This is a genomic window from Nocardia sp. Tas62D01 (assembly GCF_055232035.1).
The window spans coordinates 8,524,375-8,546,239 of the sequence record NZ_JBUYUZ010000001.1 but is presented as its reverse complement, the minus strand read 5'-3'; the positions used below and the strand labels follow the sequence as shown (position 1 = coordinate 8,546,239).

Genomic DNA, 21,865 nt, shown 5'->3' with positions numbered 1-21,865 from the left:
ATCTTGACCAACGCGCCAGGCGCGAACGCGCAGGTGACGTGGTCGCAGGGCGAAACCGTCAGCGACACATCCACTCCGGCCGCCTGCCCGGTGGTGGCCATCTACGCCAAGCTCGACCCTCACGCGTCGGCGCACCACGCAAACTCGATCGCGCGCTGACCGACCTCGGCGTCGAACACGACATCAAGACCTATCCCGCAGCCACACACGGCTTCGCCAAGGTCTTCCCTGGGGACCCGATACTGCGGGGTCACCGGCCTGGGCTACAACGAGGACGCGAGCCGCGACGCCGGGCATCGCATCTTCGCGTTCTTCGACAAGCGCCTCACCGACGCCGCGTCGGGCGGTTCCGGATTACACTGAACGCCAGGAGTTCTCGCGGAGGCGTTGTACGCGCTATCGTCATTCGCCGCGCCACCGTGGTGCGCGCTTCTCGGCGAACGCCAGCGTGCCCTCCATCGCGTCTTTGCTGACGAACACCGGGCCGCCCTCTTCGAAGCTCATCTGCCAGATCGGGAAATCCCAATCGGAGCCGAAGTCGTTGACGCGGTGCGCGATCCGCTTCGACGCACGGACCGACAGTGGGGCGTTGGCGGCGATTGTGTCGGCGAGGGCGAGGGCGGTGGGCAAGACCTGGTCGGCGGGAACGACCCGGTTGACCAGTCCCCACAGCGCGGCGGCCGGGGCGTCGATAGGGGTGCCGGTCAGCGCCATTTCCAGGGCGATCTTGGGCGGGATTTGCCTGGGCAGCCGCAGCAGTCCGCCCGCGGCGGCGATGAGACCGCGCTTGACCTCCGGCAGCCCGAGCGAGGCGTCCTGGCTCATCACGGCGAGGTCGCTGGCCAGCACGATCTCGGTGCCGCCGCCGAGGGCGAAGCCGTTGACGGCGGCGATGAGCGGCTTATCGATGAAATGCTGGACCAGTCCGGCGAATCCGTATTCCGGGTGATCCGGGTCGCCGATCCCGTTGCCGCGGGAGAGCTCCTTGAGATCGGCGCCGGCGCAGAACGCGCGGCCCGCGCCGGTGATCACCCCAACCCGCAGTTCGGGGTCGGCGGCCAGTTCCTCGAGCGCCGCGCCGACCGCGATGGACAGTGCGGCGTTCACCGCGTTCATCGCCTCGGGTCGGTTCAGCGTGATGACGGCGATGTGGCCCCGGCGTTCCAGGGTGGCTGCCTCGCTCAAGTCGGTCTCCTTGTTCGTGGGTCTCCGATGACTGTGTCGAAACCTACCGGGACACCGGGATTTCCGACGGAGCATCGGCGGTGAGCGCGGCGGCGGCAGCGCCGAACATGGTGTTCTTGATCGCGCCGAGGGTTTCGGTGTCTTTGCCGCCCAACGGCACGAGCAGTTCCAGTGCGGCGGCGGTGACCTCTCCTTCGCCCGCGGTCGCGTCGACGATGTCGAGGGCCTGCGCGTCCACGCCGCCGAAACGACGACCGGTGGTCATCGAGGCCACCGCCGACTTCGGGGTGAGTTTGGCCTGGATTAGCGCGGCCATGCCCGGGGTGAACGGGATGCGGATGTCGACCTCGGGGAAGCAGAAGAAGCCGCGGTCGGCGCGCATGACGCGGTAGTCGTGGGCGATGGCCAGCATGGCGCCCGCGCCGAACGCGTGCCCGGGCAGCGCGGCGGCGGTCGGGATGGGCAGGGTGAGCACGCGCGTGAACAGGGCCTGCACCTGTCCGATGTACCACTTGGTGCGTTCGCCGTTGGCGACCAGCCAGTCCAGGTCGAGACCGTTGGAGTAGAACTTGCCGCTCGCGGTGGTCACCAGACCTGGGGCACCGTCGGCGAGCGCGGTATCGAGGTGGGCGTTGATCGTCTCCAAAAAGGCTGGGGAGAAGCGGTTTTCGTCGGCGCCGAGGTCGAGCACGGCGATCTTCTCGTGGTAGGTGAGAGTGGACGACATGGGGATTGTTCCTTTCCGGCGGATCTAGGACGAGCGGGATCGAAGTCAGTTCGGCGGGCCTACCGCGAGGACGGCGCGCGCCGCGGCCCGCAGGTGTTCGCGCGCAACGGGATTGGCCAGCCGGTCGCGGCGCAGCAGCATCGCGGTCGGCAGGTCGACGACGCAGGTGGTGATCACATCGACGGCAGCGCCGTCACCGCGACCCCACAGCGCCCGCGCCAACCGGATCAGCAGCGCCACCAGCACCTCGTCGGTACCGGCGAGTTCGACGGCGAGCTCGGACGGCAGTTCGTCGCCGAGCAGTTCGGCGCGGGAGACGGTGTGCAGCAGCTTGGACGAATCGGGGTAGCGCTCGGCGAACGCGACAGGCGTCTCGGCTGCGGCGAGCACCGCCTCGATCGCGGCTGTCGGGGCCGATTCGTCGAGCGATGTCGCGGCCAGGTGTGCGTTCACGAGTTCGGTTTGCACGGCGAGATAGCGGCGCGCGGCGCGTAACCAACTGCGCCCGAGCAGTTCCGTGCGCGATCCGAAGGTGTGATAAATCGCGCCATTGGACACCCCGGTCGTCGCGGCGACGGCGCGAATGGTGACCGCCGCCGGACCCGACCGCGCCGCCAACGACTCCGCGGCGTCGAGCACGGTGTCCGGGTCGTGGGTCCGGGGACGAGGCATACCGAATACCATAACAGAGCGATTGCTCTGTTATGGGTTCGTCAACGCCGTGCTGCTGCTGCGCTTCGGTCGGTATCTGGATGTGGGGCAACTGCTCACAGCACATTGCCAGTGAGCACCCAGGGCTTTCACGTTTGCACCTGTCATACTCCTGCGGTGACAGCGATCAGCGGCGAAGCGACCCTGCCCGATGTGACCGAACCCGTCGAGCTGCCCGATCTGGTGGGATTGCCCCCGGCACGGCGATGGGAGCGGGTGGGGCTGATCGCACTGTTGGCCGGGACCGCCGGGGCGTACCTGTGGCACATCACCGTCAACGGTATGGGGAACAGCTTCTACGCCGCTGCCACCTGGTCGGGGTCGCGGGATTGGAAGGCGCTGCTGTTCGGCTCACTAGATCCCGGCAACATCATCACCGTCGACAAGCCGCCCGTCTCCCAGTGGGTGATGGGTCTTTCCGGCCAGCTGTTCGGGTTCAGCAGTGCGAGCATGCTGGTGCCGCAGGCGTTGCTGGCGGTCGCGGCGGTGGCGCTGATGTACGCGGCGGTGACCCGCGCGACGGCCAGCCGCGGCGCCGGACTACTCGCAGGCACCGTGCTGGCGGTTACGCCGGTGGTGGCCTTGATGTTCCGATTCAACAATCCGGACGCGGTGATGGTGCTGCTGATGACGGCCGGGGCGTACTGCACGATCCGGTCGCTGCGAAACGCCGGTGCCCGTTGGCTGATGCTGGCGGGTGTCGCGCTCGGATTCGCCTTCCTGGCCAAGATGCTGGAAGGGCTGATGGTGCTGCCCGCGCTGGCCCTCACCTATCTGATCGTCGCACCCACCTCGCTACCGAAACGGCTGGTGCACCTGCTCGGTGCGGCCACGGCACTGATCGTCTCGTCCGGGTGGTATGTGCTGCTCACCATGCTGTGGCCGCCGACCGCACGGCCGTACCTGGCCGGGTCCACCGACAACACCTTCATGGATCTGGTGCTGGGCTACAACGGTTTCGCGCGGTTCCTCGGCCACAATCACCACGGCGGCAACCGCTTCGAGCTGCCACCCGGATACGAGATGCCGGGCGGCTTCGGCGGCCAGGGCTTCGGCGGCTTCGGCGGATCCGGGCCGACCAGGCTGTTCACCGGGGAGATCGGGTTCGAGATCTCCTGGCTGCTTCCCGCCGCGCTACTCGCGTTCGCCGTGGTGCTCGCGTCACGGTGGCGCGCCCCGCGCACCGATCCGATCCGCGGCGCCGCACTGGCTTTCGGACTGTGGTTGATCTTCGACGGCATCGCGTTCACCACCATGCAGGGCGGCATGCACGCTTATTACACCCTGGCTATCGGTCCGGCCGTGGCCGGGATGTTCGCGCTCGGCGTGCACGAGGTGTGGCACAGGCGCACGGACGTGTTCGGCCGGATCGGTGCCGCCACACTGGTCCTCGCGTCGGGACTGTGGGCTTTCGTGCTGCTGCAGCGCAACGCCGACTGGCAACCGTGGCTGCGCTGGACCATCGCTGCGGCCTCGATCCTTGTGGCACTGGGGTTGATCGCCGCCGCGTTCCCCGCGGTGGCACGACGCCTGCGCACCCGGGCGGCCTCGGCGCTCGTGATCGCGGGCGTGCTCGTCGGGCTCGGCGGATCCACCGCATATGCGGCGGCCACGCTGCCGCAAGCCCATCTGGGCGGCGGCCCGTCGGTCGGCCCGGCCCGCCCCGAACCGCCGAGTCCGGCGAACGATATCCGGCGCGAAGTCATGGCCTTCGTCACCGGCGCGACGGAGCCTCAGGTCGCCGCGCTGCTGCGCGACACCACGACCACCTGGTCGGCCGCGGTGGACCGGTCCTCGACCGCGGCCGCCCTGGAGCTGGCCAGCCGGACCCCGGTGATCGCGATCGGCGGCTTCACCTCCGACGACCCGGTGCCGACGCTCGACGACTTCGAGAATCTGGTCCGCACGCACCAGGTGACGTATTACCTCGCACAGGAGGTGAAGCTGCCCGACTCATGGCGGGTGAAAGACCAGCCGGGGATCACTCCGGATCCCGCGCAGCCGACGAATCCCGACAGCGGATGGTGGCGGCCGACCGGGCACAAGGACATCGCCGACTGGGTTGCCGCGCACTACACGTCGGTCCACATCGGCAATGTCGCGGTGTACGACCTGACGGTGGCGCCACACTAGGTCGGCCGAGACTGTCGGTGGGTCGTCGGCACGAAAACGCACGCGTAGGGCGGCTCGGAAGGGTCCTTTGCGGGGTTGCGGCAGGTGCATCGTTCGGCTGAACTCTCCTTACCGAGTGCCCCCGCCCGTGTCGGAACAGGCGCTCGACCGGGTCGGTCGGCACGTCGGCCGTGTCTACCCAGAACTGTGGCAACCCGAGGTGGCTACCGTGCAATACACTTGTATTATCCCTGCTTGTGGGTTATAACTGGCCTGAGTGGGCATTGCTGTCGCTGATCGGGATCGACCCCCGCGAGGTGCTGCAGGTGCTCACCGGTGCCCGGCGATGGCCTCGGCGGGCGCGTGGCCTCGGCGGGCTGGCGGTCCTGACGGTGTGGGGCCGCACAGACGCAGGCAGGCCACTCATCGTCGCCGTCCGCCGCACCGAGGACTGGCAGTGGGACATCCTGGGTGCCGTCGATATGAACGACACGCAGGTCGCGGAGTTCGAGCGTTGGGAGCACGCCGATGACTGACTATCCGACGAACCCCGGGGACGTCCAGGATTTCCTGGCCGGCCTCGAATTCGGCCATGAGCCCGTCGATCCGGCCGACGCGCCGCCCGCGCTGCGCCCCGACGACACGGTCACCGTCACCACCTCGCTGCGCATCCCGTTCGAACTGCACCAGCGGGTGAAGAAGGCCGCCGAGGAACGCAACGTGACGATGTCCGCGCTCATCCGCGACTGGATCGAACTCGAACTCGCGGGCCTCGAAAATGACCAGCCCATCTCCCGCGCCGACGCCCTGCGCGCCCTCGCCGCCTTACATCCACTGCGCCAGTCCGCGTAGTCGGCGGGCGCGTCGTTCGTGGCTATCGCGTGTCTGCTTCAGCTGGCCGCAGGCGCTCGGACGCCACGAAGGTTCACCGTCCACCCGCGCTCAGCGGCGTGGGGTCAGGGTGCGCAGTCGGTCGGCGATGAGGTCGGCCACCGCGGCCATCCCAGTGTCGGTGGGGTGGCAGGGGGCGCCGGGTCGGGTGTTGCCAGGGAGTGGCACGTAGAAGTCGATGGTCCAGGCGTCGGGGGAACCGGGCGGGTGCGCGAGGCTCGGCGCGCGGGCGTCGATGAGCTCTGCTTCGGCGCGCTCGGCGGCCGATTTCGTTTGTGCGGCAAGGGCTTCGGCGAGATGCCGGTAGTGCCGGTCGGGCGCGGGGTCGTTCGGGGACTCTGGGCCGAGCACCGAGAGGTAGTTGACGATCAGGATGTGCGCGTGCGGCGCCCGTTCGCGCAGCGCGGTGAGGACCGCGAGCAGGCGGTCTTCGATCGTGTCCAGCGCCTCGTCGGTGGCGGATTCGTCGGCGAGTTTCGCGATCGGTGGTAGCAGCCGCAGCAGTCGGGGGAGGCGCTGGGCGAGCAGGTAGGGCGTGAGCCCGATGTCATTGCCGCCGATGGTCACGGTGACCAGATCGGTGGCGGGTCCGACGGCACTGATCTGGGGTGGCCTGCCGTACTGGCGGGTGTGCAGAATGTGATCGCAGGTGGCGCCGGAGCTGGTGACATCGTCGAGTTCCAATGCCGCAGCCGCCGCCACAAGGTGTGGATAATTCCGCTGCGAGCGCCCGGCCAAGCGCGGTGAATCCGGTACCCGAGGCGTAATGCCTGGTCCGGCCGCGAACGAACTGCCCAGGGCGACATACCGTTTCCCGCGCCATGCGGCCAAACCTCGGCGCGGTTCGCTGGATCCGCCGTCAGCCTGCGTATTATTCGTCACTCTCGCCCTTCCTGGTCGTCGCGCGGTCGATACTCTGACGAATCCTGGCGCAGATGGTCCGGTCGTTCTCGGCATCGAAGACGAAGTTCACGGCATGGATCAGAATGCCGGGCCCCTCCGCGCCGATGCCGAGCTGGTTGCGTATGCCCGCGCGGTTGCCGTCCGCGGCCACCAGATGCGTTCCAAATCGTCCTGGTCGATCATGACCCAGTCGGTGGGACTCATCGTCGCAGGCGGCCGAACCTGGGCGAGCACGTCGACGCGGAAACGTTCTTGCCCGGCCAAGGTCTCCGCACCGATCATCTCCGGCATATCGGCCAGTATCGATTGACGCCCGCGAATCTCCGCTTCCAGACCGAGGCCACGGTAGACCTCGATCGTGCGCGGGTTGAACCCCCGTGCCTGGGGCATGATCGCCGTGGACGGGTGCCGTTCGACCACGGTCGTCGATCGGCTGGGACGGCGCGTCGGCATTGGGACGTCGTGGTGCATTGGCCTCGACTGTTCAGCTGCTCTGTGCGAGTACGTGGCGGACCGCGTCGGCGGGGTCGGTAGCGACATACCCGGCGTCGACACGGTTTCCGGCGGCGTCGAGCAGTTGCCAGCCGCTGAGGGAGACGACGGGGATGTCGCCGCGGTGGTGGGCGAGCGCGAGTTCGGAGAGCGCGCCCCAGGATCCGCCGATGACGATGACCGCGTCGGCCGAGCGCACGAGAATCGCGTTTCTCGCTTCGCCCATGTTGGTGTAGAGCACCGCCGACAGGCCGGAGCAGGCGGCGGCGCGGTCGGTATCAGGACGGACGCCGATGACGAGTCCACCAGCGCGAGAGGCTCCTTCGGCGACCGCGGCCATTACTCCGGTGCCGCCGCCGCACAGCACCGTCGCGCCCGCCCCGGCGAGCAGTCGACCGACCTCGGTGGCGTGCGCTGCCTCCGCATCCGTGCAGTCGCGAGGCCCGCACACGGCGACCTGTCGTGGTGGTGCGGTCGGCTGCTCGCCGCGCGGGGATGTCACGGGGTCGGCGCGCCGGCACGGCTGGCCAACAATCCGGCCAGCTGCGCACTGAATCCGTCGGCGGCGATGACGTAACCGACGTGATTGCCCGGGAATTCGACGACCTCGAGACCCAACCGTTCGGCGAGCACGACATTCGGCCTGCCGGGGAACGTGTCCTTGGAGTCGTGTCCGACGGTGAGCACGAGCTTCGCCGCCGCGTCCCGCAGCGCCGCGATATCGAGTGTGTAGCGGGGGTATTGGCTCAGTTCGTGTTCCATCCAGAATTGCAGGTTCTGTTGAATCCTGGCGAACATCGCCGCGATATCGGGCGGCAGCTCCTCGGCGGGCGGCCGCGGCGGCATCTGCAGGCCGATTGCCGCGGAGAATGCGGCCATCGCCGCGAGAGTGCCCTCGGTGTGGCTCCGCTCTAGGATACCGTCCAGGAAAGCCAGCCACTCGTCGGCGTCAGGGAGCAACGTAGCCAAGGGAGGTTCGTGCACAACCACAGTATTGATCAACTCCGGGTGCTTGCTGAGCAACTCGACCGCGACGATCGCGCCGGAACTGCTGCCGAGCACATGGGCGGGTTGGTCGGACAAGCGGGTGAGTAGTGCCGCTGCGTCGGCGCCGTCGTTCTCGACGCGATTCTCCGGCCGCCCATCGAGGGGGCTGCGCGAGAAGCCGCGCCGATCATAGGAGACGACGGTGTAGCGGTCGGCCATTCGTTCGGCGAGGGCGTCGAAGGTGCCCGCATCGCCGTTGCCGCCGGGGATCAGCAGCAGCAACGGTCCGGCGCCACGGATTTCGTAGTAGAGCGTGGCGCCGGGAACGGTCAGGGTGTGGTGGGTCGGAACGTCCATGGGAAAGGCTCCTGGGAGAAAGGACAGTTGCCGCAACGCTTCCCGGATGACCGGTAGCGCCGCGACCGGCGGATCGGCATCGACCCACCGGGTAATGGCCACATGCAGCGCCGAGGAGATGGCGCCCGCCATGATGCGCGGGAACATGTCGGCGTCGAGATCGCGGCCGGTCCGCTCCGCGATGGCTTCGGCGAGCGCGTCCTGAATCACGCCCTGCGCCTTGAGATATTCACCCTGCAGCGCAGGCGCGCCGGTGATCAGCCGCACGCCCTTCGTCCACGCGGGATCGGGGATTTCGGCGTCGCGGAACTCGGCGAGCACCGCGTGGATGACCGCGGGCCACAACGGCTCCGTGGCGGGTCGCTCGCGCAATCCGTCCGCGATCCGCCGGGCCCGGTCCACCGCGAGCGCGCAGATGGCCTCGGGCTTGCTGGCGAAGTAGTTGTTGAAGGTGCGCGTCGAAACGCCTGCCGCCGCAGCAATGTCCTCGACGAGAACGTCATCGAGCCCACGCTCCACCGCCAGTCGCAGCGCCGCGAAACCCAGCGCCTCGTGAGTCGCCAACTTCTTGCGCTCCCGGAGCCCGAGTACGAATGCCACACCCCAACGGTACCGAAAATTGCGTGTCACGCAAGATTGCATGATCGGAAAGGTTTGGCGGACAAGGCCTTAGATCGACCGAGCAAACGGCGTCGCGTGAGATTGCCGCAACCTGAATGCGGTTCGGCTACCCGCTCGCGATCGGCGAGCAATTCGTAGCGGTCGCCCCTTGCGCTCCGAAACCGACCGAACGAGCTAGACGGCTCGCCGCCTCGAGCTTTACTGGCTTCGTGGCAGTGGATGTGACTCCACGACCCGACTGTCGGCGCGCCGATTGCGTGAATGCGGTTCGCGCAGTACTGCATTCGATGAATCGCCGACGTGGCCGTGGCAGCCCACGAACGCGTTGTTAGAGGATCACCGCCGGTGTGCCGCCGGATGTCGCGGGTATGTGCTGGGTGGTGGCGCGGGTGCATGGGTTGTGCGGATGTGGACATCGGTGCGGGGCATGGGCTTGTCCGGCCTCGAAGGGTGGCGGTGCGACTGCGCGCCGAGCTGGGCATCGGCACGCTGTCGAGGATCCACGGTGTGCGACGAATATCGCTGAGGGCGCGATTGTCGGTCAGTATGCGCTGCCGCTGTTGGGCCTGGGGAACCAGATGCCGTATGGGTTGCCCCAGAAGCCGTACGGGTTACCCCACAGGCCCTGCCCCCAGCCGCCGTATCCGCCCCAGCCGTATCCGTTCCAGCCGCCGTGTCCCCGGCCGCCGTGAATCTCGTCGCCTTGCTGCGCCTGCGTAGCCGCAGGCGTGTCCGCGAGCGCGGGAGTCGCAACTGCGGCTACCGGTGTCAGCGCGATCGCGGAGGCGATCGCGACGCGGGCAATCGTTCGCCGGGTAGGTCCGGTGTCGATGTTTTGGGTCATCGGAAACTTCCTCACTTCGGTAGGCGTCGTCCAGTCGGTGACCGACTGACTGGACGGGTCGACATCAATTCCCTTCGGACGCAAGAGAATCAATCTCGCCGTTACGTATCGTACCGTTATTTAACGGCACATTCAACCGGCGCTGATGGGATCGACACGGATCGGAGCGACACCCTCGATCGGACCCCCGACGACTGTTGACTGGCGAATTCGGCCCACCGGGTGCGAACCCAATTTAGTCGGCTGCGGGTCAGGAGGTCTGCGCGCACATCCAGGCCACACGGGCTGTTACGTAACGTGAACTGACCACCGAATCGGTCCCATAGTGGGACCCCATCCACGTATGCTGTGTGTGCTGGTCGCCCCTGACGGGGTACCGGCATCGCCGCAGCAGCTTTCGCGGCAACTACACCGGCTCCTGTTGAGCGGCGCTGCCAGTCGCTCCGGGGGAGTTACGGTCGGTACTGGTCGGGGTACCGGCGACAGCGAAGCCGCTGCCCACGCACGGTGACGCGAGGCCATGGCGTCCGCACCGATTCTGGATTTCTTCACCCGCAAGACAGGTGGTCGATTCGATGACCCCACTGCACATTTCGGTAGTCTCGGTCTGGATTGTCGCGGTTGCCACTCTCACCTGGCCCAGCATTCGCGGGCCGATCACATTCCCCTCCCTGTTGCTGACATCCCGACGCCATGACGATCACGCACCCGGCAGCGGCGTGCCGATCGCCCCGGCACCGCCCGCGCCCGCCCACGCCGCCCCCGGCACCTCCTTCACCGTCACCCAAGCCCACACCGTGATGCAGCAACATATGAGCTGCGATGTCGACAGGTGCGCGCGCAAGGCCGCGGCATTCGCCACTCTCGTCGACGCGGGCCTGCTCATACCGGACCGTTCCTATTTTCGAAGTCGCTCATGAATCGACGGCATCCCGACCCGGAGTGTTGCAATTCGGTTTCACAGGAAGCCCATAAGTGATTCGAGTGTCGTTCACGGATTCTCGCGGTTGACTGAAATAGGGCTTCGACCGCACGAAGCAAGCTTCAGTCCGAGGAGGTCAGGCCGTGCACACTGCAGCCACCATCCGCTTCGCGCGACCCGAGATGGTGCGACCTGTCAGTGTTGGGTGGGCCTCGACGAGTAGGAGCGGCCTGCGCTCGATCAATGCCGACGCCGTCACCACCTGCACCGACTCGATGATGGGGCGCACCGCGTTTGTCGTCGCCGACGGCGTCGGCGATCATCTCCCGGCCACAAGGGCCGCACGCACCGTCGCGGCGGTCGCCGCGCGGGTGGGCGCCCACCTCGGCGCCAAGGCTGGAATCCTTGCGGCCCAACAGGAATTGCTGCGCGAGTTCCCGCAATCTGAGGCCGACAGCGTGCTCGTCGTCGCGGTGCTGCCGTCCGACGCCCGACCCGACGAACCCTGCGACATCGCGTGGGTCGGTGATTGTCGCGCCTACCGGTGGAACGGGCGGGTGCTGCACCAGATCACCACCGACCACACCCTCGCCGAGTTCTGGCGCGCCCGCGGGCAGGTGCCGACGCCGCGCATGAATCACCTCGTCACCACCTCGGCGCGCACCACCCGACCGATCGACATCGGGCACGCCGTCACCGGGTCGAGCACCGGCCGGTTGCTGCTGAGCACCGACGGTGTGCATGGGCGCCTCGGCATGGCCACGATCAAGTCGATACTCGCCGACGCCACTACAGCCGAACTCGCCGCGGACGCCCTGGTGAACACCGCCCTCGGGGCACGCGGGACCGACAACGCCACCGCCCTGGTGGTGGACTGCCGTTCGGCTATGCCGAGGGTTTAGGTCGATAATCCAAACCGAACGCTTGGATGCGACGAATCTCAGCCTGTGCGCAATCGACAGCCACAGCCGATGAGCACACTGGCCGGATCGCATTCTGGATCCGCCCTTGGTGCCCGTATGGGCACTCGGAGGAACTGGCGTCACCGGGCGGCATCTGCCCCAAGAGATGATCCGACCCGGCCGGTGACGCCAGCCTCGCGCTGCCGATGCTGGGGAGCGGCCTGGCACCGCGCGCCGAATGCGTACCGGAGGCTCGCAGGTTCAAATCCTGTGGGCGGATGGGCTATCCGGGTATGAGGGCACGTGCTTGTTCGCTGCCGCGGTACCGTGCGAGAGCGCCTCTGATGGTGGCGACGGAGTAGGCGGCCTCGCTACGCCCCAGCGACAGCCGCGGCTTCAGCCCGCGGTTCTCGAGCGGGAACGTGGAACACAGCCTCGCTCTCGTGGAGGCTCTGTGCCGGGTCGCCGAGGGGAAAGGGTGCACGGTCGCCCAGTTGGCTATCGCGTGGGTGGCTGCACAGGGCGAGGACATTGTGCCGCTGGTCGGCGCTCGCACGCGCGAGCGGCTGGCCGAGGCGCTGCCCGCGATGGAGCTGAACCTCACCGCGGACGACCTCGCCGAGATCGAGAAGGCGGTGCCGGCGGGCGCGGTGCGCGGCGACCGATACCCGTCGGCGTTCATGTCCAGTCTCGGCGTGGGGAACTGAGTCCGGCTCCGGCGGGGCCCGCTGCGGCAGGGATGCTGGCGGGCAAGACACGTCGTCTAGCCAAGACCGTCAACTCGGGCATAGCCGCGCCGGGGATGTCCGAGGCGCGGACCCCGCCGGGAAGTCGGCACCCGATCAGTATGCCCTTATGCAACCGCCGAGGCTGGATGCGGACGTGCGATTCGGTCTGATGCGTTACTGCTGGAGGACGGATAGGACGTTGCCCGCGGGGTCGGTGAACCAGGCAATCAGGGGACCGCCTCCGCGGTGTATGCCGTTCTCGTCTTGTTCGGCGAATTCGTAGCGTTCGAAACGCACATTGCGGCGGGTGAGCTCGTCGACGGCCGTCTCGATGTCGGGGACCGGAAAGTTCAATACCGTGAAACTCGCGGAGCTGTGATCGGGTTTCGGGTACACCAGCACCGTGCCCCCGCCGCCGAGGCGCAGCTGTAGCATCCCGTTCTCCTCGGAGACCGGTACCCCCAACGTATCGGCGTAGAAAATCTTGGCCGCCTCGATATCGTTCACCGAAAACCCACTGAACGCGCTGCTGTCGGCAAACACCACTAGCCCCTCTCGGCCATCGCGGCCCGATGCTCCGGACTCAGCTGAATGAGTTGAACATAGTTTCCATCAGGGTCTATCGCGGTGGCGAACAGACTGCCGTCGCGATCGTCCAGCTCGGCCAGCCACCGCCCTCCGAGGTCATCGACGCGACCGGCTACCGCCCGCGCATCGTCCACATCGACGTTCAGGATCACGCGACCGGGCTCGGGGTTCGCGGCCCCGACGTCGTCGCGGCTGTCGATCAGAACATAAAAGCCGCCGAAGTCCAGGACATCGTAGCCGGGCTCGCCCGGTGTGCGGTCGACCTTCAGCGCGAACACCGCCGCGTACCAGTCACGCAGGCGGACAGGGTCGGTGCTGGACAACAACAAACTGCCGATCATGGGTGTAGTCATATCGGTAAAGACGGCACGAGGCCGACGAACTCATCGGTGCGGGGCAGACCGACTGCTCGCCTGCCATCCGCTCATCGACATGTGCGGATGTCCTGTGCCGCAGCTCATCTCGCACAGCTGACCGCGACGTAAGCGGCATGAGAGTGCTTTCCGAGGCAGTGGGGCAGGGCACCGGCGTTGTGTGTTTCGGTGCCGGTGAGCTGGGGAAAGGTGTTGAGCGACACGCGGTGTCGGGTTGATGGGCGGGCACGGGTTCCTCGGAGACGATGAAGGTCTGTTACGCTTGGTCGATCTCGGAGTCTGCCCGTGCCCGTTGTTACCCTATCGCCTGCCGACTCTGTTGTGGAGATGTTGACCCGGCATCGGGTCGATACGGATGACTGTGTCGCCCCATCGTTGCTGGAAGTGCTTGACAAGGTGCCGGATCCGCGTGATCGGCGGAGTCGTCGCTACCCTTTGGCCGGGTTGCTGGCGATCGCGATCCTGGCCGCCGCGGCCGGTATGCGCTCGTTCGCGGGGTTCGCGACCTGGGCTCGGACCGCTCCGGCGGAAGTGCTCGCCGAGCTAGGGATACCGCTGAGGCGGCCGAGCGAGAAGACGTTTCGGTCGGTGTTGACCCGTATCGATGCCGCCGACCTGGACCGTCGGCTGGGCGAGTACTTCATGATCGTGGCCGCGACCTCGGTCGATGGTGACTGCGGTGGGTTGTTGGCGGTCGCGCTGGACGGCAAAACGGTTCGTGGTGCGCGGGCTCGCGGTGGCCGGGCACCGCATCTGGTGTCGGTGTATGCCCATCGCGCTGGGCTGGTTCTCGGTCAACTCGCCGTCGCCGCGAAATCCAATGAGATTCCCACCGTGCGTAAGCTGCTGCGCATGCTGGGGGGGACCGGCCTGATGGTCACGATCGACGCCTTATGCCGACATCGGCATAACGCGTCTTATGGGGACCTGGCCGTTATGCCGATGGTGATGTGAGTCGATTGAGGGGCAGCGGCTTTTGGTGGCCAGGTCGGCATAATTCAGAGTCCGTCCAGGAAAGCCAGGAGGTTGTCGCCGGGTTGGTAGCGGCCGGGTTTGGTGTCGGTGGGAGCGGTTCGTGCGAGGGCGCGCTCCTTGACCGCAAGGTCGGCGTGGACGTAGATCTGTGTGGTGGAGGCGTTTTCGTATCCGAGCCAGAGCGCGATGACGGTGGTGTCGACACCGGCGTTGAGCAAGCGCATAGCAGCTGTGACGTAGGACGTGCGGTGAGACTGTCTTCTCGCTGATGGTCGGACACCTCATGGCCGCGCCGGCGGCGTGTTTGGCGATGCGGCGTTCGAGTGCGTCGCGGCTGAGTCGGGTGCCGGTTCGGGTGGGAAACAATGGATCGGCGGGAAGACCGCCGCGTTCGGTGATCCACGTTCGGAGCATCGAGACGGTCGTTTTGGTCAGCGGGGTGACCCGCTGTTTTCGGCCTTTGCCCAGGCAGCTGACGTGTGCCCCGGTGTTGAGGTGGACATCGCTGATGGTGAGTGACCGTAGTTCGGTTGCCCGTAAACCGGTTTGGACCAGCAGTGTCATCATTGTGTGGTCACGGCGGCCGGTCCAGGTGGAGGGGTCCGGGGCAGCGAGCAACGCGTCGGTCTCGGTGTCGGTGAGGTATGCGATGATGGTGCGGTCGAACCATTTCGGTCCGATCGCCAGCACCCGCTGGATGCTGGCGCTGTGTTCGGGGTGGGTAAGCGCGGCGTAGCGGAACAGCGAATGCACCGCCGCGAGGCGGGCGTTGCGGGTGCGGACGCTGTTGCCGCGGTCCTGTTCGAGGTGATCGAGGAACGCCCCGATCAATACGGCGCCGAGGTCGCTGATCGCTAACCGTGACGGCGGTATTCCGGTGCGTGACTCGGTGAAGGTCAGCAGCAGTTTGAACGTGTCGCGGTAGGCGACCACGGCACCCGCCCGGGGGAACGCAAGACTCGCCTGCTGCTGGAAGTGCTACGTGACCGCGAGGCCGACGTGCTGCGCTTCGCGCACGACCTGCGCGTCCCACCCACCTCCAACCAGGCCGAACGCGACCTGCGACCAGCCAAAACACAACAAAACACCTCCGGGCGGCTCACCAGCGAGGCCCGGACCACCGACCGCTACCGCATCCGCGGCTACATCTCCACCGCAGTCAAACACGGCCACAACGCCCTCGACGCCCTGCGCGAGGCGTTCCTCGGCAGACCCTGGATGCCACCGGACCCCACACCCACCTATGCCTGACCAGCCACCCCGACCGCAGCACCGGCCGGGCCAACAGTCACCGCAAAACCCAGATCAAAACCGGCGCTGAATGTTTACCGCCCCCTGCGCAAACAGGAACCTGTGTGCGTCAGGGGCATTGAGGCTTATTCGTGTGTCCTGAACGCAAGGAGGGTTTGATGTAGGTCTAACTCTTGATGCGGTGCTGCGTGGATGATGAAGGTTGTGGCCCTTCGGTGCCGCCCTGCGGAGGGTGGTATCAAACCGCCTCATGCTGCGTTGGCTGAAGACCGTCGTGGTGAGCGATGAGGAAAAGGCGTCTTTGAGGCGCCAGGTGGGGATCGGGAAGGCGAGCGCAAGCGAATCGTTGCTGACGTGTCGAAACCTCTGAGCTTGTGATTTAAGGTGCCGCCGCGTCAGCGGCGGCACCTTTTTTGGTGGGTTTGCCGACGTCGGGGTGGGTGGCGCGATGCTGGTTTTTGGTCCCGGGTGGGCGGCCGGGTCCTGGCCGGGAGGGTTTCGGCGCGCTGGCGGGCAGAGTGGTCTTCCGGCGGAGGTGGCGAAACCCGCGGCGGACGCGGGCGGGAGTGAGCCGGGCCGGGTCCGTGACGGGTTTTTCCCAGGGTCGGCGCAGATCTGTGGTGTGGCCGCGGGCGAGGCGGAGTTGAGTGTAAGCGGCGAGGATGAGCCAGGTCCACCGGTCGCCTTGGTCGGGGGTACGGATCCTGGGGCGGGTCCAACCGAGGGTTTGCTTCAAGAATCTGAACGTGTGCTCGAGATCGAATCTGCGTAGGAACGCCTGCCAGTACCGGTCGATGGTGTCGGCGGTGGTGTCGGGTCGGGAGTGCCACAGCCACACCGGTTTCGGGTTGCGGTCGCCGGGAAGGTGCTCGACACGCAGTTCGATGAGTGAGCCCTCGATGACCGGGGTCGGGCCGTCATGGCCGGCCCAGGCGCCGCGGTGGGGCAGGCGAGGGTGCAGCCGATTGAATGATCGGGCTCGCGCTTGACCGTAATGGGTTGTGTTGGTGCGTGTTTCGGCGGAAGGTTCGGGATGCGTGTCGGGCTGGTTCAGCGTGACTTCCCGGCCGTGCCGGCGGGGACGGCCGTTGGTGCCGGCCCGCCGCAGTGGAGCAGGCAGGCAGAATACGCGGTCGGAGCGGACCCGGCCGAGCAACTCGACGGGCAAGTCGGCGAGCAGCCAAGTTAGGCGGATGATGTCGTAGCCGGCGTCGAACACGATCAGAATGTCCGCCTCGCCCGGGTTGTGCTGCCCGGCGGCCCGCAGCCGGGTTATCACCTCACGCAGTTGCGCGGCGGTGACCTCGGTGACGTCGTCGGCGCGGCCGATACGCTGGGCGTCGAGCAGCGCCGTCCAGCTCGACCGGCCGGTTTCCAGCGCCGCGACGAACGAGTACGGCCAGCCGGGAATCAACTGTGCCTGGCCCTTACCACGGCAGTAGGTGTGGCAGAACGACCGGTCGGCGCTGGTCACCGCGTCGGGCCGCAGCCACGGGCTCACATCCACGGCCAGCACCAGCCGGCCGTGGGTGTCGCGGGGCAGCGGCGGACCCGCCAGCGCCGTACGCAGCCGGTCCACGCGGATCTGCCCGGCAGCCAGACCGTCGTAGAGCCCGCCGTGCCCCCGACGGTGCTCCGGGGCCAACGACAGCCCGACCAGCGTGGTCACCGGCCCGTCGGCACACAGCACCGCATCGGTCAAATCGAACAACGCATCACCGCGCACCGCGAGGCTGTCGTAGAACGAACAACGAAATCCCGCAAGGCAATCCGGTCCTGGGGAGCGTGTCCGCTCGCCACAACCCGCCGCCTCGGGCACAATCTGAGCCACGGCCACCGTCTTCTTCTTCAGGATCTTTCGCAGGAACCCGAAGATCATGAAGCGGTGGCCGCCTTCATGTCACGCGGACACGCCGAGCCACTGCCACCGAAACACACACGAACACAACAGTTCTCACGCAACCGCGACCCAACACCTTAAATCACAAGCTGAGAACGCGTCCGGAAACTTCGGTGGTGTCGGCGTGTGATGGGTGAGGCTGTGGAGGGCTCCCGGTAGGACTGGTGGTTGCGAATCCGTCCATTCCTTCCGAGAGCCCTTGTGTCAGTGTCGCTTACGTGCTTGTGTTCGTCGTGCCCGGCCCACGGCGAGTCGTCCGCCCTGTCGAAATGCCCGTTCTATCCGTCCTCGTCGTTGACCGACGCAGAGTGGGAGGTTTTGGAGCCGTTGTTGCCGCCGCCGGGCAACACGGCGGGCAAGGGCGGGCGACCGGAGAAACATCCGCGCCGCCTGCTGTTGGACGCGATCTTCTATCTCGTGCGCGGCGGGATCGCGTGGCGGCAGCTGCCCAGCGACTTCCCGCCGGCCACCACCGTCTACGACAACTTCAGCCGATGGACGAAAAATGGTGCGTGGCAACGGATTCACGACGCACTGCGGGATCGTGTGCGAGTCCGAGCCGGACGTAAACCGTCACCGACGGCGGCGATCATCGACTCCCAGACCGTGCGCGGCGCGGACACCGTACCCAACTGCAGCGCCGGCTACGATGCGGGCAAGAAAACCAAAGGCCGCAAACGCCACATCGCCACCGACACCCTCGGACTGCTCCTCGCGGTCGTCGTGACCTCGGCCGATATCCAAGACCGCGACGGCGCGCATCGTCTGCTGGTCGCGTTGCGGGCACGATTCTCCACGGTATCGCTGGTGTGGGCCGACGGCGGCTACGCCGGACGCCTGGTCACCTGGGCGCTACAAGGTCCTCACGCTCACCGTGCGGGTCGTCAAACGCAGCGACGACACCAAAGGATTCATCGTCCTCCCACGCCGCTGGGTCGTAGAAAGAACGTTCGGATGGATCACCAAACACCGCCGCTGCGTCCGCGACTACGAGACCCTGCCCCAGAACCACGAAGCGATGGTCCCACATCGCCATGATCCGAACCATGACCCGACGCCTCGCCCGAACCGAGCCAGCCGACCAGCACAAATGAGTTTCCGGACGCGTTCTTACACGTGCCCGCGGCGCGGCCGGTGGTCTCATCAGCGTGCAGCACTGGCGCGGAGCCCAGCAATGCCCGCATGTGGGCGGTGAAGGTCTTCTCCAGGATCCGGGCCGCGCGGCTACGCACCCCGGCGAGGAACCCGGTGGAGACATCGATCCCGCACAACGCGGTGAACAACTCGCGGGTGCGTCCGATGGGCAGGTAGTGCCCACAGCTCAGTAACGCCGCCCGGGCGAGGGTCGCCGGTCCGATCCGCACTGGCGAACCCGCCGACGCCAACACCGCGGCGTGCTCACCGGCATCGGCCCAGTCTGCGGCCGTGACCGTCCCGCAGCACCCGCATGCACGCGAAACCCGCTGGTACTCGATGATTTCCGGTGCCGGAGCCGGCGCGATATCGACCACTTGGCGGCGTTGCCGCCCCACCTCGGCCGCGCCCGGCAGCGAGCCCGAACATCCATGGCAGCGGCCCGGTTCGAGCCGCACGATCGTACGGTCCGGGTCGTCGGACAGTCGCCGCGACACCGACGACGACCCCGACTGCTTGCCCGGCTTACCCCCCGACCGCGACCGCGACGACCGCTTCTTTGCCGGCTTCTTGTCCCACGACGCGTCGCCCGAACCCGGCTTCGAGGAGTTCGACGAATCCCTCGACACCTGCCGCTCCAGCACCGCGATCCGATCCACCTGCGCCGCAACCTGTTCCGCCTGCACTGCAGCATGAACTGCTTGCGCGGCAATCTGATCCGCCTGCGCGGCATGGACCGCCACCAGCTCCGCGTTGGCGGCGAGCAGCCCCGCGTTCTCCACCCTCAACTCCTCGACCAATCCCGACAACTGCGCGACCAGCTCCACGAGCTGCTCCACCGTCGGCGAATCGATCACCCGGCCACCCTGCCACATCCAACGCCAAAACCAACATCAACACACCACGAACGACCGGTCAAACAGACTGGGGGACAGCTGAATAGCTACCCGAGAAAAGCCCCGCCGCCTCGATGTTGTTCGAGGCGGCGGGGCTTTCGGTTAGTCGGGGTCAGCGGAAGGTTTCGTACAGGCGTGCGTCGGTTGCGATGCCGAAGTGGCCGGTAATGAACTCGTTGCACTCGGCATGCGGGTGTGTCTGCGTGACATCCATTTCCGGATGCGGGCCCGCGTAGGCGTTTCGCTGACTCGACTGCCGATAGGGGCCGATTGCAAGCCCGCCGCCGAGGGAGACGCCGATGCAGTCGGCTTCCACGGTGAAGTATCCGTCACCACCGGGGCATAAGCCCGTCGCGCCGGTTAACGATCGATCGAGGGTGCAGTCCCTCGGTTCCGCCGATGCCGGACCAGCGGTGACGAGCACTGAAGCCACTGCGGCCGCTAGCAAGGTCGAACCGCTGATGATGCGACGCATGCCGCCTGTCATTCGAATCTTCGTTTCTTTGGCCACAGCGACAATCTAGTCGCTGCCCCACCTGTGGTAACAGAACATTGATGACCCCAATTCCATTGGCAACCGCGTCGCCACCAACTTGGCAGTTGCCAGCGGATCATGATCGAACGGGACATGGTGGCGCCAAGGTGCGAGTAGGCGTTGGCCGAAATCGGGAAACCGAGCAACGGTATGCATGGCCCCGTCGCTCGGATTCCCACTCGTCGGCCAGGACGATCATAGGGCCGCAGATCTTCCGCTGGCGGTGACTGTTGCCATCAGTGATCACCACCCGAGACCGTGCGGCGGGTACCCACGGGCTTGATCCGGATTTCGGGTCCCTGCGCTAGCAGGGTGTTCGGGTTCTGAAGCGTTAGGTACACGTAAATCGCAGGTCAGGCCGGGTACTGCACCGGGCCTGACCTGTGTTATTTGAACCAACCCCACGCTTACCCCACGTTTTCGTTCCCATTCGGATGGGGGTAGGTTCAATGCCACTAAGACTGTGCGCCTTGGGATTTCGGTAGGTTGACGAGGTCGATGGTAGGTGGTGCGTGGCGGGTACCGGTGTGGTGGGGTTTCTTGATGGGGTAGTGGTTGTGGCGGGCGCGTTTGATGACACGGGGTATTTGCGGGGGCGGCGGACGGGGTTGAGGTTGCGGGGCCTGGTGATACTACGTTTCACCTGGTTGAGGAGGGTTTTCTGGCGTCGAGGGGGGAAAGCCGCCGGATCGTTGATGCGGCGGCGGATGATGCGCAGCGTGCGTGTGAACTTGAGCCGGTCGGGGTCGGTGTCGGTTTCGGTGGCTGCCCGGCAGATCAGGGCGGCGATGGCGTAGTGCGCCAACAGGTATCCATAGATTTCCTGGCGGACCATGTCGGGGCTTTTCGATCGCAGCACCCGGCCGGGGCCGCGCAGGCTCGTCTTGATCTCGGCGTTGACCGCTTCATGTTCCCACCGCTGATGGTAGCTATCGGCCAGCAAGCCTGCGGGGGCGTCGTCGGGATCGACGATATTGGTGATCAGGCAGACCAGTTCGGGCACCTCGTCGGTGTCGGTGCCGGCGTCGACCTGGTATTCCACGACCCGCACCAGCCGGGCGGTGGCCGCCGCGTCGGTGAGGTCGTCGCCGGCGCGGGCACGGTCGGCCAGCACGGCACGGACCTTCGCCGAAGTGCGGGGGGCGTACACGATCGAGGTGTATGAGCCGTCGGTGTGCGGGCCGGCGATGATCGGCAGTTTCATGATGTCGCCGATGCGCCACAACACGTCCGCGCCCGTAGCCAGAGCCGCGCACAGGCCGGCGAAACTATAGAAACCGGCATCGCCGAGCAATATCCAGCCAGGCCGCAGCAGCGGAAACAACGCGCGGGCGGCGCTGCGTTCCCCGGTGCCCTTGCCCACCACCGGTCCCAGATGAGCACCCAGGTCCACATGCGAGCCGCACTCGACCAATGTCACCGCCCGCACCTGCGGAAACGCACCCCCGGACGGGCGGCCGAACACGGCGTCGTTGGCGGCGGTATCGGGGACGTCGAACACGGTGCCATCGATGGACACCATCCGGCGCCCGGCGCAGAACGCGCCGCGGGTCAGCACATCAGCGACGGGCTCGGCGATCTGCTCGAACACCTCGGCCACCGGCTCGTATCCCAACCGCTGCCGCGCCTGGGTGATCGCACTCGACGACGCCGGCTCCCCAACCGGCCCGCTCGCTGTCCCAGCCAATCACGACCACCGGCAAAAGCCAGCACGAGCCCTGAACCTCCCATGAATTGGCACAGGGAGATTCGGGGCTCGAACGCTTCCGACCCTCTGCACACCCACTTACGGATCGACAAACCTTTGACAGCGAAATACGTGAGTTACAA

The 21,865-nt window shown here is 66.7% G+C and carries 24 protein-coding genes and 3 pseudogenes; 11 read left to right on the top strand and 16 right to left on the bottom strand.

Going from position 1 to position 21,865, the window contains the following annotated elements:
• The first annotated feature begins 3 nt into the window (after positions 1–3).
• Complete coding sequence (locus ACV7NQ_RS41460; protein ID WP_463364489.1) at positions 4–159, top strand: hypothetical protein; 156 nt, start codon at positions 4–6, stop codon at positions 157–159.
• A gap of 243 nt (positions 160–402) precedes the next feature.
• Here ACV7NQ_RS41460 and ACV7NQ_RS41455 read toward each other — a convergent pair whose 3' ends face one another.
• From ACV7NQ_RS41455 to ACV7NQ_RS41445, 3 genes are read right to left on the bottom strand one after another with little or no spacing between them, the layout of a single operon-like run.
• Positions 403–1,185: a crotonase/enoyl-CoA hydratase family protein gene (locus ACV7NQ_RS41455; RefSeq protein ID WP_463364488.1), complete on the bottom strand. Its 783-nt coding sequence runs from the start codon at positions 1,183–1,185 to the stop codon at positions 403–405.
• Positions 1,186–1,228: 43 nt separating this feature from the next.
• Positions 1,229–1,912, bottom strand: coding sequence for an enoyl-CoA hydratase-related protein (locus ACV7NQ_RS41450; protein ID WP_463364487.1), 684 nt, complete (start codon positions 1,910–1,912; stop codon positions 1,229–1,231).
• A 45-nt stretch (positions 1,913–1,957) separates the two neighbouring features.
• Positions 1,958–2,584: a TetR/AcrR family transcriptional regulator gene (locus tag ACV7NQ_RS41445; protein ID WP_463364486.1), complete on the bottom strand. Its 627-nt coding sequence runs from the start codon at positions 2,582–2,584 to the stop codon at positions 1,958–1,960.
• A 156-nt stretch (positions 2,585–2,740) separates the two neighbouring features.
• Here ACV7NQ_RS41445 and ACV7NQ_RS41440 point away from each other — a divergent pair, with 156 nt between their 5' ends.
• The 3 genes from ACV7NQ_RS41440 (at position 2,741) to ACV7NQ_RS41430 (ending at position 5,587) form a co-directional block, all read left to right on the top strand.
• Positions 2,741–4,756: an ArnT family glycosyltransferase gene (locus tag ACV7NQ_RS41440; RefSeq protein WP_463364485.1), complete on the top strand. Its 2,016-nt coding sequence runs from the start codon at positions 2,741–2,743 to the stop codon at positions 4,754–4,756.
• Between the two features lie 236 nt (positions 4,757–4,992).
• Entirely contained in the window at positions 4,993–5,271 is a 279-nt protein-coding gene (locus tag ACV7NQ_RS41435; protein WP_463364484.1) for a hypothetical protein, read from the top strand.
• Positions 5,264–5,587 carry a ribbon-helix-helix domain-containing protein gene (locus ACV7NQ_RS41430; RefSeq protein ID WP_463364483.1) on the top strand — a complete coding sequence of 108 codons (324 nt, stop codon included), beginning with the start codon at positions 5,264–5,266 and terminating at the stop codon, positions 5,585–5,587. Before ACV7NQ_RS41435 ends, ACV7NQ_RS41430 begins: the two co-directional genes overlap by 8 nt.
• Positions 5,588–5,677: 90 nt before the next feature.
• Here the strand turns inward: ACV7NQ_RS41430 and ACV7NQ_RS41425 are convergent, their stop codons facing one another.
• The 6 genes from ACV7NQ_RS41425 to ACV7NQ_RS41400 all read right to left on the bottom strand — a co-directional run bounded on the left by ACV7NQ_RS41425 (position 5,678) and on the right by ACV7NQ_RS41400 (position 9,830).
• Positions 5,678–6,508 (bottom strand): SGNH/GDSL hydrolase family protein, encoded by an 831-nt coding sequence (locus ACV7NQ_RS41425; RefSeq protein WP_463364482.1) that lies wholly within the window; start codon positions 6,506–6,508, stop codon positions 5,678–5,680.
• Positions 6,498–6,680, bottom strand: a complete 183-nt coding sequence (locus ACV7NQ_RS41420) for a hypothetical protein (RefSeq protein WP_463366147.1) — start codon at positions 6,678–6,680, stop codon at positions 6,498–6,500. The genes ACV7NQ_RS41425 and ACV7NQ_RS41420 overlap by 11 nt, the downstream gene beginning before the upstream one ends.
• Positions 6,608–6,919: an FAD-dependent monooxygenase gene (locus ACV7NQ_RS41415; RefSeq protein WP_463366012.1), complete on the bottom strand. Its 312-nt coding sequence runs from the start codon at positions 6,917–6,919 to the stop codon at positions 6,608–6,610. Before ACV7NQ_RS41415 ends, ACV7NQ_RS41420 begins: the two co-directional genes overlap by 73 nt.
• A 94-nt stretch (positions 6,920–7,013) precedes the next feature.
• Positions 7,014–7,523 (bottom strand): SLOG cluster 4 domain-containing protein, encoded by a 510-nt coding sequence (locus ACV7NQ_RS41410; protein WP_463364481.1) that lies wholly within the window; start codon positions 7,521–7,523, stop codon positions 7,014–7,016.
• Complete coding sequence (locus ACV7NQ_RS41405) at positions 7,520–8,965, bottom strand: alpha/beta fold hydrolase (protein WP_463364480.1); 1,446 nt, start codon at positions 8,963–8,965, stop codon at positions 7,520–7,522. The genes ACV7NQ_RS41410 and ACV7NQ_RS41405 overlap by 4 nt, the downstream gene beginning before the upstream one ends.
• A gap of 562 nt (positions 8,966–9,527) precedes the next feature.
• Complete coding sequence (locus ACV7NQ_RS41400; protein ID WP_463364479.1) at positions 9,528–9,830, bottom strand: hypothetical protein; 303 nt, start codon at positions 9,828–9,830, stop codon at positions 9,528–9,530.
• A gap of 575 nt (positions 9,831–10,405) precedes the next feature.
• On the opposite strand from ACV7NQ_RS41400, the gene ACV7NQ_RS41395 reads away from it, so the two are divergent.
• The 3 genes and pseudogenes from ACV7NQ_RS41395 to ACV7NQ_RS41385 all read left to right on the top strand — a co-directional run.
• The gene (locus ACV7NQ_RS41395; protein WP_463364478.1) at positions 10,406–10,750 is read left to right on the top strand and encodes a hypothetical protein; all 345 of its coding nucleotides are present in this window, start codon (positions 10,406–10,408) and stop codon (positions 10,748–10,750) included.
• Positions 10,751–10,895: 145 nt separating this feature from the next.
• Positions 10,896–11,654 carry a PP2C family protein-serine/threonine phosphatase gene (locus ACV7NQ_RS41390; protein WP_463364477.1) on the top strand — a complete coding sequence of 253 codons (759 nt, stop codon included), beginning with the start codon at positions 10,896–10,898 and terminating at the stop codon, positions 11,652–11,654.
• Positions 11,655–12,058: 404 nt separating this feature from the next.
• Positions 12,059–12,361: pseudogene (locus ACV7NQ_RS41385) on the top strand (aldo/keto reductase); the annotation flags it as partial.
• 195 nt (positions 12,362–12,556) lie between these two features.
• Here ACV7NQ_RS41385 and ACV7NQ_RS41380 read toward each other — a convergent pair.
• Together ACV7NQ_RS41380 and ACV7NQ_RS41375 are read right to left on the bottom strand one after the other, a co-directional pair.
• Positions 12,557–12,925: a VOC family protein gene (locus ACV7NQ_RS41380; protein ID WP_463364476.1), complete on the bottom strand. Its 369-nt coding sequence runs from the start codon at positions 12,923–12,925 to the stop codon at positions 12,557–12,559.
• Between the two features lie 2 nt (positions 12,926–12,927).
• On the bottom strand, positions 12,928–13,323 hold the full coding sequence (locus ACV7NQ_RS41375; RefSeq protein WP_463364475.1) for a VOC family protein: 396 nt from the start codon (positions 13,321–13,323) through the stop codon (positions 12,928–12,930).
• Between the two features lie 348 nt (positions 13,324–13,671).
• Here ACV7NQ_RS41375 and ACV7NQ_RS41370 point away from each other — a divergent pair, with 348 nt between their 5' ends.
• The gene (locus ACV7NQ_RS41370; RefSeq protein ID WP_463366011.1) at positions 13,672–14,298 is read left to right on the top strand and encodes an ISAs1 family transposase; all 627 of its coding nucleotides are present in this window, start codon (positions 13,672–13,674) and stop codon (positions 14,296–14,298) included.
• A 44-nt stretch (positions 14,299–14,342) separates the two neighbouring features.
• Here ACV7NQ_RS41370 and ACV7NQ_RS41365 read toward each other — a convergent pair.
• Positions 14,343–15,009, bottom strand: a pseudogene (locus ACV7NQ_RS41365) (tyrosine-type recombinase/integrase).
• Positions 15,010–15,027: 18 nt separating this feature from the next.
• On the opposite strand from ACV7NQ_RS41365, the gene ACV7NQ_RS41360 reads away from it, so the two are divergent.
• Together ACV7NQ_RS41360 and ACV7NQ_RS41355 are read left to right on the top strand one after the other, a co-directional pair.
• On the top strand, positions 15,028–15,177 hold the full coding sequence (locus tag ACV7NQ_RS41360; RefSeq protein ID WP_463366146.1) for a hypothetical protein: 150 nt from the start codon (positions 15,028–15,030) through the stop codon (positions 15,175–15,177).
• 105 nt (positions 15,178–15,282) lie between these two features.
• Positions 15,283–15,570 (top strand): IS66 family transposase, encoded by a 288-nt coding sequence (locus tag ACV7NQ_RS41355; RefSeq protein WP_463366010.1) that lies wholly within the window; start codon positions 15,283–15,285, stop codon positions 15,568–15,570.
• 379 nt (positions 15,571–15,949) lie between these two features.
• Here ACV7NQ_RS41355 and ACV7NQ_RS41350 read toward each other — a convergent pair whose 3' ends face one another.
• The gene (locus ACV7NQ_RS41350; protein ID WP_463364133.1) at positions 15,950–17,449 is read right to left on the bottom strand and encodes an NF041680 family putative transposase; all 1,500 of its coding nucleotides are present in this window, start codon (positions 17,447–17,449) and stop codon (positions 15,950–15,952) included.
• 222 nt (positions 17,450–17,671) lie between these two features.
• On the opposite strand from ACV7NQ_RS41350, the pseudogene ACV7NQ_RS41345 reads away from it, so the two are divergent.
• A pseudogene (locus ACV7NQ_RS41345) lies at positions 17,672–18,428 on the top strand (IS5 family transposase); the annotation flags it as partial.
• A gap of 1 nt (position 18,429) precedes the next feature.
• Here ACV7NQ_RS41345 and ACV7NQ_RS41340 read toward each other — a convergent pair.
• From ACV7NQ_RS41340 to ACV7NQ_RS41330, 3 genes are all read right to left on the bottom strand, one after another.
• Positions 18,430–19,461, bottom strand: coding sequence for an IS66 family transposase (locus ACV7NQ_RS41340; RefSeq protein ID WP_463364474.1), 1,032 nt, complete (start codon positions 19,459–19,461; stop codon positions 18,430–18,432).
• A 151-nt stretch (positions 19,462–19,612) separates the two neighbouring features.
• Positions 19,613–19,987 carry a hypothetical protein gene (locus tag ACV7NQ_RS41335; RefSeq protein ID WP_463364473.1) on the bottom strand — a complete coding sequence of 125 codons (375 nt, stop codon included), beginning with the start codon at positions 19,985–19,987 and terminating at the stop codon, positions 19,613–19,615.
• A 379-nt stretch (positions 19,988–20,366) separates the two neighbouring features.
• Entirely contained in the window at positions 20,367–21,722 is a 1,356-nt protein-coding gene (locus tag ACV7NQ_RS41330) for an IS4 family transposase (protein WP_463364472.1), read from the bottom strand.
• Positions 21,723–21,865: the final 143 nt, after the last annotated feature.

Excerpts from the sequence above, each read along its gene's own strand:
- ACV7NQ_RS41430 (WP_463364483.1), top strand. The coding sequence starts at position 5,264 with ATGACTGACTATCCGACGAACCCCGGGGACGTCCAGGATTTCCTGGCC.
- ACV7NQ_RS41395 (WP_463364478.1), top strand. The coding sequence starts at position 10,406 with ATGACCCCACTGCACATTTCGGTAGTCTCGGTCTGGATTGTCGCGGTT.
- ACV7NQ_RS41335 (WP_463364473.1), bottom strand. The coding sequence starts at position 19,987 with ATGACAGGCGGCATGCGTCGCATCATCAGCGGTTCGACCTTGCTAGCG.
- ACV7NQ_RS41350 (WP_463364133.1), bottom strand. The coding sequence starts at position 17,449 with ATGATCTTCGGGTTCCTGCGAAAGATCCTGAAGAAGAAGACGGTGGCC.
- ACV7NQ_RS41415 (WP_463366012.1), bottom strand. The coding sequence starts at position 6,919 with ATGCCCCAGGCACGGGGGTTCAACCCGCGCACGATCGAGGTCTACCGT.
- ACV7NQ_RS41375 (WP_463364475.1), bottom strand. The coding sequence starts at position 13,323 with ATGACTACACCCATGATCGGCAGTTTGTTGTTGTCCAGCACCGACCCT.
- ACV7NQ_RS41445 (WP_463364486.1), bottom strand. The coding sequence starts at position 2,584 with ATGCCTCGTCCCCGGACCCACGACCCGGACACCGTGCTCGACGCCGCG.
- ACV7NQ_RS41400 (WP_463364479.1), bottom strand. The coding sequence starts at position 9,830 with ATGACCCAAAACATCGACACCGGACCTACCCGGCGAACGATTGCCCGC.
- ACV7NQ_RS41450 (WP_463364487.1), bottom strand. The coding sequence starts at position 1,912 with ATGTCGTCCACTCTCACCTACCACGAGAAGATCGCCGTGCTCGACCTC.
- ACV7NQ_RS41370 (WP_463366011.1), top strand. The coding sequence starts at position 13,672 with ATGTTGACCCGGCATCGGGTCGATACGGATGACTGTGTCGCCCCATCG.